Annotated in this window: 7 protein-coding genes and 1 other RNA gene; all 8 read left to right on the top strand. The window is 70.2% G+C overall.

Annotated elements, in window-relative coordinates; genetic code table 11:
* The first annotated feature begins 101 nt into the window (after positions 1–101).
* Positions 102–797 carry an HAD family hydrolase gene (locus NDAS_RS18445; RefSeq protein WP_026338138.1) on the top strand — a complete coding sequence of 232 codons (696 nt, stop codon included), beginning with the start codon at positions 102–104 and terminating at the stop codon, positions 795–797.
* 328 nt (positions 798–1,125) lie between these two features.
* Positions 1,126–5,994, top strand: a complete 4,869-nt coding sequence (locus NDAS_RS18440; protein ID WP_013154730.1) for an NAD-glutamate dehydrogenase — start codon at positions 1,126–1,128, stop codon at positions 5,992–5,994.
* Positions 5,995–6,104: 110 nt separating this feature from the next.
* Complete coding sequence (prfB, locus tag NDAS_RS18435; RefSeq protein WP_013154729.1) at positions 6,105–7,223, top strand: peptide chain release factor 2; 1,119 nt, start codon at positions 6,105–6,107, stop codon at positions 7,221–7,223.
* 490 nt (positions 7,224–7,713) lie between these two features.
* Positions 7,714–8,403, top strand: a complete 690-nt coding sequence (ftsE, locus tag NDAS_RS18430) for a cell division ATP-binding protein FtsE (RefSeq protein WP_013154728.1) — start codon at positions 7,714–7,716, stop codon at positions 8,401–8,403.
* Positions 8,404–8,460: 57 nt separating this feature from the next.
* Positions 8,461–9,372, top strand: coding sequence for a permease-like cell division protein FtsX (gene ftsX / locus NDAS_RS18425; protein ID WP_013154727.1), 912 nt, complete (start codon positions 8,461–8,463; stop codon positions 9,370–9,372).
* Between the two features lie 74 nt (positions 9,373–9,446).
* On the top strand, positions 9,447–9,911 hold the full coding sequence (gene smpB / locus NDAS_RS18420) for an SsrA-binding protein SmpB (protein ID WP_013154726.1): 465 nt from the start codon (positions 9,447–9,449) through the stop codon (positions 9,909–9,911).
* 23 nt (positions 9,912–9,934) lie between these two features.
* A complete protein-coding gene (locus tag NDAS_RS18415) occupies positions 9,935–11,977 on the top strand; it encodes a penicillin-binding transpeptidase domain-containing protein (RefSeq protein WP_041552852.1) in 2,043 nt (680 codons plus the stop codon).
* Positions 11,978–12,390: 413 nt separating this feature from the next.
* Positions 12,391–12,762, top strand: a transfer-messenger RNA (tmRNA) gene (gene ssrA / locus NDAS_RS28130).
* Positions 12,763–13,047: the final 285 nt, after the last annotated feature.

Genomic DNA, 13,047 nt, shown 5'->3' with positions numbered 1-13,047 from the left:
CGGCCGGACCCGGACGGAGGTTTCCGCCCTTGTGCGCCCATACGGCAAGATGGAGGGGCCCCACCCCGTCGCGCCCCGAGGAGTTCGCCATCAGCCGCCTGGTGCTATGGAACATCGACCTCACCCTCCTCGACGTGGGACGGGTGACGAGGGCGGCCTACGCCGAGGCCTTCGAGAAGGTCACCGGTGAGCCCCTCGTCTACCTGACCTCGTCGGCGGGCCGGACCGACTCGGAGATGTTCTTCGAGTTCTGCGCCCGCAACTACGTCGACGTCGAACCCGACACCGGCTCCCTGGGCGAGTTCCTCGACGCCCTGGAGGAATCCTTCGGCAACCGCTCGGACGAGCTGCTCTCCAAGGGCCGCGTCATGCCCGGCGCCGCGGCCTCGCTGGCGGCGGTGGCCTCCATGCCCGACACCGTCCAGACCGTGGTCAGCGGCAGCACCCGCGCCAACGCCACGGCCAAACTGGTCGCCTTCGGGCTGGACACCTACCTCAACCTGGCCATCGGCGGCTACGGCTCGGTCAACTACCCCAAGTCCAGCCTCATCCAGTCCATCCGCCTGCACGCCTCGGGCGAGGGCGGCCGGGTCTACTCCGAGGAGGAGACGGTCTTCATCACCGACTCCGCCCCGGACGTGCGCGCCGCCGTGATCGGCGGCGCGACCCCGGTCGCGGTGCTCAACGGCTCGACCACCGAGGGCCAGCTGCGCGAGGCCGGAGCGGTCGTCGTCCTGCCCGACCTGACCGACCCCCGGGCCGTGATGACCGCGGTCCACCAGGCAACGGCTCGGTAACGACATGTCCCCCCTGTTCGGGGGTAGGTGGTGGCCCGTGTACGCAGTAACCGATCACCGCAATCTGTTTCTAACACTCCGCAACCGCCCTGTAACGGTGTTGGTCCTGCCCCCGGGCCCGAAAGCCAGTAGCCTTGGCACCGGGCGGGGCGGGGACAACGAGGTCCGGCGCCCCGCGACCCCAATCCGAACCACCACGGTCGTGGGCTCCTTGCGGCCCAGGGAGTTCACACCGAATCACGCAGTGGCCCAGAAGTTCACAGGTCATATGACCGGTCGTTCTGCCGACACTCGTGCGACGTTGCTCACAAAGGAGTGAGAGATCCCTATGTCCGGGCAATCCGACGTCCAGCTCCAGAAGCTGCTCAGTGAGGCGGCCGCCAAGTGGTCCCCCGGGGCGCGCATCAGCCCCGAGGAGGCCGACGCCGTCCGCCGCTTCCTCCCCGTGTACTACCGGCACACGGACCCCGAGGAGATCAGCGGCCGTTCCCCCGAGCAGATCTGTGGCGCGGCCGAGGCCCACCGCTCCTTCGGCGCCCGGCGCGCCGCCGGACGGGCCAAGGTCCGCGTCTACACCCCCGACGCCGAGCGCGACGGATGGGACCAGCAGACCGGCGTCGTGGAGATCGTCACCGACAACGCCCCCTTCCTCGTCTCCTCCGTCACCATGGCCCTCAGCGACCTCGGCGCCGGGGTCCGGCTGATCATCCACCCCCAGATGACCGTCGGCCGCGACCTGGAGGGCCGCCTGGTCCGGGTGGAGCCGGAGGCCGGCGGCGAGGGCCTGCTGCCGATCGACGAGTCCTGGATGCACATCGAGATCGACCCGCAGCCCGACCCCGAGCGCCTGCGCGAGATCACCGCCCGCGTCGAGTCCGTCCTGGCCGACGTGCGCTACGTGGACGAGGACGCCGGCAAGATGAGCGACCGGGCCATCCGGATCGCCGACGAGCTGGCGGCCTACCCCGACCGGCTCGTGGCCGGGGGAGTGGACCCGCGCGAGATCGGCGAGAGCGTCGACTTCCTGCGCTGGATCGCGGGCCGCCACTTCACCTTCATGGGCTACCGCGAGTACACCCTGGTCACCGACGAGAACGGCGACGACTCCCTGCGCCCCGAGCCCGGATCGGGCCTGGGCATCCTGCGCATGGACTCGCCCGCCTCCACCGGCTTCGCCGCCCTGCCGCCCGAGATCCGCGGCAAGGCCCGCGAGCCCTACATCCTGGTCCTGACCAAGGCCAACTCGCGCGCCACGGTCCACCGCCCCAAGTACCTGGACTACATCGGCGTCAAGAAGTTCGACGCCCAGGGCAACATCGTCGGCGAGCGCCGGTTCCTCGGCCTGTTCACCTCCCAGGCCAGCACCACCAGCATCGCCCAGATCCCCATCATGCGCCGCAAGCAGGCCGAGGTGCTGGCCCTGGCCGGGTTCGAGGCCGACAGCTACGACGGCAAGGACCTCATCGAACTGCTGGAGACCTTCCCCCGCGAGGAACTCCTCCAGATCCCCGTGGGCGAGCTGTACAACATCGTCCGCGGCGTCCTGCGCCTGCGCGACCGGCGCGGCACCAAGCTGTTCATGCGCCGCGACCCCTACGGCGGCCGGTACATGTCCTGCTTCGTGTACATGCCGCGCGACCAGTACAGCACCCGGGTGCGCCTGGACATCCAGGACGTCCTCGCCGAGGCCTTCCACGGCGCCACGATGGACCACAACGTGCTCATCGGAGCCGCCCCGCTGGCCCGCCTGTACCTGGTGGCCCGCGCCCAGCACGGGCGCACCCTCGCCGACATCGACCAGGTCGCCCTGGAGGAGAAGGTCCGCGAGGCGGCCCGCTCCTGGGACCTGGACTTCGACGACGCCCTCGCCGCGGCCTTCGGCCCCGTGCGCGCCACCGAGTTCAAGGAGCGCTACTCGGGCGGCCTCACCGAGGCCTACAAGGTCGACAACAGCCCCGCCACGGCGGCGGGAGACATCCGCGAGCTGGAGAAGCTCCTCGCCCGCACCGACCCCGGGCGGCGCCACGGCGAGTTCTCCGCGGTCCTGTACCAGCGCGAGGACGCCGACCCCGGCTGCTGGCGGTTCCGCCTCTACCGGATCGGCGAGCCCATCTCGCTCTCGCGCGTCCTGCCCGTCCTGGAGAACCTGGGCGTGGAGGTCGTCGACGAGTGGCCCTACGACGTCACCGTCCGGGACGTGGGCCGGGTGTGGATCTACGACTTCGGCCTCGGCCCGATCCCCGAGTCCGACCTGGCTCCCGAGCGCCTCAAGTGCCTGTTCGAGGAGGCCTTCGACGCCTCCTGGCGCGACCTGGGCGAGAGCGACCGCTTCAACGCCCTGGTGGTGCGGGCCGGCCTCGACTGGCGCCAGCTCACCGTGCTGCGCGCCTACGCCAAGTACCTGCGCCAGACCGGTTCCACCTTCACCCCCGAGTACCTGGCCGACGTGCTGGTGGCCAACGTCGGGATCGCCAACCTGCTGGTCGAGCTGTTCGAGACCCGCTTCGACCCCGACCAGCCCGGCGAGGGCCGCGACGAGCGCGCCGACGTCCTCGTCGGCAAGGTCGAGGGCGAACTGGAGGCCGTGGCCAGCCTGGACCACGACCGCATCCTGCGCTCGTTCCTGGCGGCCATCCGCGCCACCCTGCGCACCAACCACTACCAGGGTCACCCCTACCTGGTGCTCAAGCTCGACCCGCAGGAGATCCCGGACCTGCCCCACCCGCGGCCCCGGTTCGAGATGTACGTCTACTCCCCGCGCGTGGAGGGCGTGCACCTGCGCTTCGGCGCGGTCGCGCGCGGCGGGCTGCGCTGGTCGGACCGCTTCGAGGACTTCCGCACCGAGATCCTGGGCCTGGTCAAGGCCCAGATGGTCAAGAACTCCGTCATCGTCCCCAGCGGCGCCAAGGGCGGCTTCGTGTGCAAGCGGCTGCCCCAGAACGGCACCCGCGACGAGGTGATGGCCGAGGTCGTGGCCTGCTACAAGCAGTTCATCAGCGGCCTGCTCGACGTCACCGACAACCTCGTGGACGGCGAGATCGTGCACCCCGAGCGCACCGTCCTGCACGACGGCGACGACTCCTACCTCGTGGTCGCCGCCGACAAGGGCACCGCCACCTTCTCCGACACCGCCAACGCCATCTCCACCGAGCGCGGCTTCTGGCTCGGCGACGCCTTCGCCTCCGGCGGCTCGGTCGGCTACGACCACAAGGCCATGGGCATCACCGCGCGCGGCGCCTGGGAGTCGGTCCGGTTCCACTTCCGCGAGATGGGCGTGAACGTGCAGGAGGAGCCGTTCACCGTCGTCGGCATCGGCGACATGTCCGGCGACGTGTTCGGCAACGGCATGCTGCTCTCCCAGCAGATCCGGCTGATCGCGGCCTTCGACCACCGCCACGTCTTCCTGGACCCCGACCCCGACCCGTACACCTCCTGGGTGGAGCGCAAGCGCGTCTTCGACCTGCCCCGCAGCACGTGGGAGGACTACGACGCCAAGCTCATCTCCGAGGGCGGCGGCGTGCACCCGCGCACGGCCAAGTCCGTGCCGATCACGCCGCAGGTGCGCGAGGCCCTGGGCATCGAGGAGGGGGTGCACAGCCTCACACCGGACGAGCTGATCCGGTGCGTGCTCACCTCGCCCGTCGACCTGCTGTGGAACGGCGGCATCGGCACCTACGTCAAGGCCAGCACCGAGACGCACGCCGACGCGGGCGACAAGGCCAACGACCAGCTGCGCGTGGACGCCGCCGAGCTGCGCGTCAAGGTGGTCGGCGAGGGCGGCAACCTGGGCCTGACCCAGGACGCGCGGATCGAGTTCGCCCGCGCGGGCGGTCGGATCAACACCGACTTCATCGACAACTCCGCCGGTGTGGACACCTCCGACCACGAGGTCAACATCAAGATCATGCTCGACCGCGAGGTGCGGTCGGGCAAGCTGGACAAGGCCGACCGCGACCAGCTGTTCATCGACATGACCGACGAGGTCGCCGAGCTGGTCCTGGACAACAACGACGCGCAGAACACCGTGCTGGCCGCCGCTCGCAAGCAGGACGGCCAGATGCTGCACGTCCACGGCCGCTACATGCGCCACCTGGAGCGCACCAGGGTGCTCAAGCGCAAGCAGGAGGACCTGCCCTCCGACAAGACGATCGCGGAGCGGCGCGCGGCGGGCAGGGGCCTGACCAGCCCGGAGTTCGCCACGCTGCTGTCGTACACCAAGATCAGCCTCAAGGACCAGCTCGAGCTGTCCGACCTGGCCGAGGACCCCTACCTGACCGACACCCTGACGGCGTACTTCCCGACGCCCCTGCGGTCGGAGCGCTTCGCCGAGGGCGTGCGCTCCCACCCGCTGCGCCGGGAGATCATCGTCAACCAGGTCGTCAACCAGATGGTCAACCGCTCCGGTCTGACCTTCGCGTTCCGGCTCAACGAGGAACTGGGCTCCAGCTCCGCCGACATCGCCCGCGCCTACCTGGTGGTGCAGGACGTGCTGGGGCTGCGCCGGTTCTGGAGCAGGCTGGAGGAGCTGGACCACGAGATCTCGATGGACAGCCAGCTCGTCCTGCTGCTGGAGGCGCGCAAGCTCGCCGAGCGCTCCGCCCGGTGGCTGCTGCGCAACCGCACCTTCCCCTTCGACATCAGCAGCGAGATCGGCTACTTCGCCGACGGCGTGGGCGAGGTGCTGCCGCAGCTGGTCGATCTGCTGCGGGGACGCGACCGCGAGGCCTTCGTCGAGCGCCGCGACCGCTACACGTCGATGGGCGTGCCGACCGAGCTGGCCGAGCGGGTGGCCGTGATGGTGCCCGCCTACTCCACGCTGGACCTGGTGGAGATCGCCCAGCGCACCGGTCGCCCGGTGGAGAAGGTCGCCGAGCTCTACTTCGAGCTGGCCGACCGGCTCAACATCAGCTGGTGGCGCGAGCGCGTCATCGACCTGCCGCGCGACGACCGGTGGGTGACGACGGCGCGCTCCTCGCTGCGCGACGACCTGTACGCGGCGCACGCCGACCTGACCGCGCGGGTGCTGGAGAGCGGTCCGGCGCAGGAGCCCTCCGAGTTGATCGCCGCGTGGATCGACCAGAACGGCGACCGGGTGCAGCGCGCCGGGATCACGCTGTCGGAGATCCAGGAGAACGAGCGCTTCGACCTGGCCACGCTGTCCGTGGCGCTGCGGTCCTTCCGCGGCCTGGTGGGCTAGCGCCCGGCAGGGGCGGCCCACCCGGCCCAGCCCCCGTCCGACCCCGACGGGCTCCCCGCGCAGGTGCGCGCGGGGAGCCCGTCCCCCGTTTGGGGCCTACACTGGGGTCCGTGGCAGAACTGGACCCAGCAGAGAAGATCAAGGACCTCGCGGCGACCCTGGCGAGCGTCAGCGCCGTGTTGGACCTGGAGGCCATGCACACGCAGATCGCCGAACTGCGCGAGCAGTCCGCGGACCCCGAGCTGTGGGCCGACCAGGACAACGCGCAGAAGGTGACGCGCCAGCTCTCCAGCCTGGAGTCCATGGTCAACAAGATCAACGGCATCGGCCAGCGGCTCGACGACCTCGGCGTGCTCTACGAGCTGGCCGAGGCCGAGGACGACGCCGACACCAGGGTCGAGGCCGACCGCGAGCTCGACCAGCTGCGCAAGGAGATCGGCGAGCTGGAGGTGCGCACCCTCCTCAACGGGCCGCACGACGAGCGCGAGGCCATCGTCACGATCAACTCCCAGGCGGGCGGCGTGGACGCCGCGGACTGGGCGCAGATGCTCCAGCGCATGTACCTGCGCTGGGCCGAGCGGCACGGCTACCCCACGGACGTCTACGAGACCTCCTACGCCGAGGAGGCGGGCATCAAGTCCACCTCCTTCGCCGTCAAGACCCCGTTCGCCTACGGCACCCTGCGCGGCGAGCACGGCACGCACCGCCTGGTGCGCATCTCGCCGTTCGACAACCAGAACCGGCGTCAGACCTCGTTCGCGGGCGTGGACGTCGTCCCGGTGGTGGAGCAGAGCGACCACATCGAGATCGACGACGGCGACCTGCGGGTGGACGTGTACCGCTCCAGCGGCCCCGGCGGCCAGGGCGTCAACACCACCGACTCGGCGGTGCGCATCACCCACCTGCCGACCGGCATCGTGGTGTCCTGCCAGAACGAGCGGTCGCAGCTGCAGAACAAGGCCACGGCCATGTCGATGCTCCAGGCCAAGCTGCTGGCGCGCAAGCGCGAGGAGGAGCAGGCGGCGCTGGACGAGATCCGCGGCGACTCGGTGAGCAGCTGGGGCACCCAGATGCGCAACTACGTCCTGCACCCCTACCAGAGCGTCAAGGACGTGCGCACCGGCGCCGAGACCGGCAACACCTCGGGTGTGCTGGACGGTGACATCGACGAGTTCATCGACGCCGAGATCCGCTGGATGCGCAGCCGGGAGCGCTCCGAGGACGCCTAGCGGCACCCTCCCCGGCGGCCCCGCCCCGGGGGGAACTCCCTCCGCCCTTGCGCGCCGCGCCGCGGCGCGGTCACCGCGCCGCCCCTCCCGGGGACGCGGCGGCGAGCCGGACGCGGGTCCCGGCGCCCCCGGGCGCCGGGACCTTCCGCGGCCGGGCCGGTCCCGGCGGGGGCCGCGGACACGCCCGGTCGCGACGGCGGCACCCCGCGTGAGCGGGCGGGACGCATGTGGCCATTGTGTCCCAATGGTGATGATCACGTCTCCGCAGTTTTACCGAAACTACTATATGTGAACGTTATCATCGGTTGACGCCTCCGATATGCTCGAGGCTGTTGTCCGATGGTGCACTGATCTTCGGGTGTGAGGCGACCGGGACAATCCGGGCCGCTCCCCCCTCTACACTGTCGGTTGGCCATGTGGCCGGTACGATCCCGCGCGGAGTGCCCTCCACTGCGGGTGCCCATACCTTCGAGAACCTTGTGATGCGCCTGTGATCCACTTCGATAACGTCACCAAGGTCTACCCGACCCAGAAGCGCCCCGCGCTCGACGGCGTTTCCATTGACGTAGACAAGGGCGAGTTCGTCTTCCTGGTCGGTCCGTCCGGCTCCGGCAAGTCGACCTTCCTCCGCTTGGTCCTCAAGGAGGAGAAGCCCGACAAGGGACGTGTGCACGTCGCCGGCAAGGACCTGGCGCGCCTGTCCAACTGGAAGGTCCCCCACCTGCGCCGCCGTATCGGCTGCGTCTTCCAGGACTTCCGCCTGCTGCCGAACAAGAACGTCTTCGAGAACGTCGCCTTCGCGCTGGAGGTCATCGGCAAGCCCCGCCGCTTCATCCGCAAGGTCGTCCCGGAGGTCGTCGAACTCGTCGGCCTGGAGGGCAAGGCCGGGCGGATGCCCAACGAACTCTCCGGCGGTGAGCAGCAGCGCGTGGCCATCGCCCGCGCGTTCGTCAACCGTCCCCAGATCCTGCTGGCCGACGAGCCCACGGGCAACATCGACCCCGCGACCTCCATCGGCATCATGAAGGTGCTGGACCGAATCAACCGCACGGGCACCACCGTCGTCATGGCGACCCACGACGCCGCCATCGTCGACTCGATGCGCAAGCGCGTGATCGAGCTTGAAGAGGGCTTGGTAGTGCGCGACCAGACGCGCGGCGTCTACGGCCAGGCGTACTGACCTCCCGCTGCGAGGACCGGCGCGGCGAAGCCCCGAAGGATGGACCTTTAACAGATCATGCGAGCACAATTCGTTCTCTCCGAGACGTGGATCGGCCTTCGCCGAAACCTGACGATGACCATCGCGGTCATCACGACGGTGGCCATCTCACTGACTCTTTTCGGCGCCGGTCTACTGGTCAACCAGCAGGTCTCCGAGATGCGCAGTTACTGGGACGAGCGGATCACGCTCACCATCTACATGTGCACCGAGATCTCGCCCACCACGGCCTGCCAGGAGAACGGCCCGGCCACCGACGAGGACCGCCAGGCCCTGGAGCAGACCCTCGAAGGCCTGGCCCAGGTGCAGGACTACACCTACCTCACCGCGGCCGAGGCCTGGCAGGACTTCCAGGACCGGCTCGGCTCCTCCAACGAGGCGCTGGCCAACGCCGCGCAGGAGGGTGACATCCCGGACAACTACCGGGTGCAGCTCACCGACCCCTCCCAGTACCAGACCGTGCGCTCGGCGGTGGAGGGAGCCCCGGGCGTCGACAGCATCTCCGACGACCAGCTCGTGCTGGAGCAGTTCTTCGGGCTGCTGGACGGTCTGCGCGCGGCCGCCCTCGTGCTCGCGGGTGTCCAGCTGGCCGCCGCCGCGCTGCTGATCGGCAACACCATCCGGCTGTCGGCCTACAGCCGCCGCCGGGAGACCGGCATCATGCGTCTGGTCGGCGCGTCGAACTTCTACATCCAGCTGCCGTTCCTGCTGGAGGGCGCGGTCGCCGGCCTCATCGGCGGTCTGATCGCCTCCGGCTTCATCGTGGCAACCCGCTACACCCTGCTCACGCAGATCGAGGACTGGTTCCAGTTCGACGTGGCCCTGGGCGCGGGTTCGCTGATGTACGTCATCGGCGTCTCGATGATCCTCGGCATCCTGCTGTGCACCATCACCTCGTTCCTCACCCTGCGCCGCTACCTCAAGATCTGACACGGCCGCCTGGGGCGGGGAGGATTCGACACCGGGGGGCCTCGTGCCCCCCGGACGTATGAAGGGACACACCTGTGGCACGGGAGACCGGGCGCAAGCTCATCGCGCAGAACCGCCGGGCCCGGCACGACTACCACATCGACGAGACCTACGAGGCGGGCCTCGTCCTCACCGGTACCGAGGTCAAGTCGCTGCGGCAGGGCCGCGCCTCCCTCGTGGACGGCTTCGCGCACATCAACGACGGCGAGGTGTGGCTGGAGAACGTCCACATCCCCGAGTACTCCCAGGGAACCTGGACCAACCACGCCGCCCGACGATCGCGTAAGCTACTCCTGCACCGCGAGCAGATCTCCCGGCTGATCGGCAAGACCCGGGAACCCGGCTTCACGCTCGTCCCGCTGTCCCTGTACTTCAGTGACGGGCGCGCCAAGGTGGAGATCGCTCTGGCCCGCGGTAAGCGTGAGTACGACAAGCGCCACGACATCGCCGAGCGCGAGGCGAAGCGCGACATGGAACGCGCCCTGCGCCGCCGTCGATGAGGCAGCCGAAAGGAACACACACGGTGTCCCCCCGTCCCCTCGGCCGGTTCACGGCCGCCGGCAGCGGCCTGCTCCTCGCCGCCGCCCTGGTCGCGTGCACACCGCACCCCAGTCCCGAGGTGGCGGTCAGGTCCTTCCTGCTCGCCTGGCAGGACGGTGACCACGAGACCGCCGCCGCCTACACCGACGGAGACCCCGCACAGGTGTCCGCGGCCCTCACGGACATGCGCGAGCAGCTCGACCTGGCCTCCCTGCGGTTCCAGCTCGGACCCATCTCCCGCGAGGGCGATTCGGCGCAGGCCGAGTTCGGTGTCAACGCCGACCTCGGCATCGGCGACCCGACCTGGAACTACACCGGGCGCATGCCCCTGGAGTGGGGCCCCGACGGCTGGCTCATCTCCTGGTCCACGAGCGTGCTGCACCCCGACCTGAGCGAGGAGGAGCGCCTCGCGGTCAGCTACGAGAGCCAGGAGCGCGGCCAGATCCTCGACCGCGAGGGCGAGCCGCTGGTCACCGCGGACAGTGTGACGGCCTTCGGCGTCTACCCCGCGGACATGGAGGACAAGGAGGCCGGGGTCACCCAGCTCGCCGAACTCCTCGACGAGGACCCCGACCCGCTCCTGAACCGGGTGCGCTCCGCACCGCCCGAGCAGTTCCAGCCGCTGGTGCTCATGCGCGGCTCCAGCGTGGACGAGACGCTGCTGAGCGAGGCCTCGAGGATCTCCGGGGTGGACACCCAGGAGGTCCAGGTCAACCTGACGCCCTCGGTGTCGCCGTTCCTGCTGGGCGAGGTCGCCGGGACCGCCGAGCACCGGGTCTCCTCCCGCGTGCCCGGCTCCTACCAGGCGGGCGACACCGTCGGCCTGAACGGGCTCCAGAACATCTTCCAGCACGAGCTGGCCGGTTCGGGCACCACCCAGGTGGTCTCCCTGGACCAGGACGGACAGGTCACCGACGTCCTGCAGGCGTGGGAGGGCTCGCTCAGCGGGGCCATCGACACCACCCTGGACCTGGACGTGCAGCGGGCCGCCGAGAACGCGCTGGCGACGGTGCCGGGCAACGGCTACCTGGTGGCGGTCGACACCGGCAGCGGCGAGGTCCTGGCCGCTGCGAGCGCCTCGGGCAGCACCGCGGACGACAACGCCTTCACCGGCTCCTACCTGCCGGGCAGCACCTTCGGCATGGTCACCGCCCTGGCCGCCCTGGAGTCGGGTGCGGCCACCCCCGAGAGCGAGGTGCCCTGCGGCTACTCCGCGGAGATCGGCGGACGCACCTTCGTCAACCCGGGTGGCGGGGCCCTGCTCGACCAGGCCACCCTGGCCCGCAACATCACCTTCAGCTGCAACGTCGGCTTCGCGGGCCTGGGCGCCGAGGTGGGGCCGGAGGCGATCGCCGAGACCGCCGGACGGGTGGGCATCGGCGCCGAGTGGCAGCTGCCCGTCCCGGCCTCCTCGGGTTCGGTGGCCGTGGAGGAGGGCGAGGAGAACGTGGCCGCGGCCATGATCGGCGAGCACGGCGTGCGGGTCAGCCCGCTGTCCATGGCCCTGGTCGCCGCCGCGGTCGCGGACGGCACGTGGAACGCGCCGGCCCTGGTGCCGGAGGAGGGCCCGGACCCGATCGGGGCCGCCACCCTGGACGACGCCCACCTGGAGGTGGTCCGCACCGGGCTGCGCGACGCGGTGACCAACCGCATGCCCGAGCTGCTCGCCACCGGGGGAGAGGTCTACGGGCAGGCGGCCCGCGTGGAGCAGGGCGACACCTCGCTGCACTGGTTCGTCGGCTACAAGGACGACGTGGCCTTCGCCGTCCTGGCCGAGGCCGACCCGGCGACGACCCTGGTGTCGCAGCACGCGGTGAACGCCGCGGGCTCCTTCCTCGACGGGATGGCCAACGGGGTGCCCGAGGGGGCCCCCGCCGGGCCGACCACCGGCGAGCAGGTGCCCGGCGGTCCCACGACCACCGAGGGCGTGGGCCTGCCCTCGGAGCAGACGGATCCGACGCAGACCGGACCGACGGGGCCGACCAACCAGGCCGACCTGACGGGCACGGAGGAGACCGGCTGGTAGGGCCGGCCGGTCGGCGGCTCCGGTCACCGTTCCTTCTGAACAGGGCAGAACCCGGCAAAGAGCGGACCCTCGGGCAACCTCCCGGGGGTCCGCCCGCGTCTTCCCCTATGACTGGGCCGCGACAGGGGGTAGCGGACCAGTGAGGGGCAGGACCTCATCTCGGGGGAGATCCTGTCGTTTCCCAAGGTCGGCCCGACCCTGCCGACCGCCCCCGCGGGCCGCGTCGACCACCTCTTGCGTCCGCGCCCGCGGGGGTTTCTCCCCGTCCGGGCCCGGCGGCCGCGGATTCCCCTCCGCTACCGGGAATCAGCTTGGCCCCTGTACTGTTCAACAGGTAGAGTGACGGACGCGCGAGCGTTCGCCGCTCGCATGTCGGCCGCCCCGCCTGGCGGGGAGGCCGTGACAATTCCACAGGGGGTGATCGGTTTCGACTTCGGTAGTCGTTCCAGGGGAAGCGGGTCGAGGGTTGCGTTTGTGACCTCGTTAATCCTGCATTCGCGTAAACACAAGTGCCAATTCTAAGCGCACTGAGTTCGCTCTCGCTGCCTAAGCGATAGCGTCTCTGTCGGCCTGGGCTCGTCATCGGCCCAGATCCCGGCATCAGCTAGATGACTTACCGCTCAGATCAGGCCACGGGGCCTGAGCGGGACATCTTCGTGGCTGGGCCTGTCAGCGATGTGTCCGTGCAAGCGCTGAGGCCGAGTAGAACGACAGCGCGGACTGCACCCGGAGAAGCCCTGGCTCGGTGCTGAAGGACGCGGGTTCGATTCCCGCCACCTCCACGTGTTGCGCGGGCTGCTGCTCGCCGGTCTTCGACCGGCTCGCCGCAGCCCGCGATGCTTTCCGGGGGAGACCCCCCGAACCCCCCGAGGCGCCCCCCTGTGGTTGGGGCCGCGCTGGTCGGCGGAGTGGGTGGGGCTGTTGCTGGCGACGTGAGGCTTCGCCCCGTGGGGCGGGGTTGTCCACGGCGCTTCTCGGGCCCCGGATTCTCTGAGGCACCCCTCTGCGGCTCTGGTCGGTGGGGTTGTTCCTGGTCCCGCGAGGCTTCGCCCCGCGGGACGGGGCCGTCC

This window comes from Nocardiopsis dassonvillei subsp. dassonvillei DSM 43111 (assembly GCF_000092985.1).
Taxonomy (GTDB): Bacteria; Actinomycetota; Actinomycetes; order Streptosporangiales; family Streptosporangiaceae; genus Nocardiopsis; species Nocardiopsis dassonvillei.
This window is presented reverse-complemented; position numbering and strand designations above follow the sequence as displayed.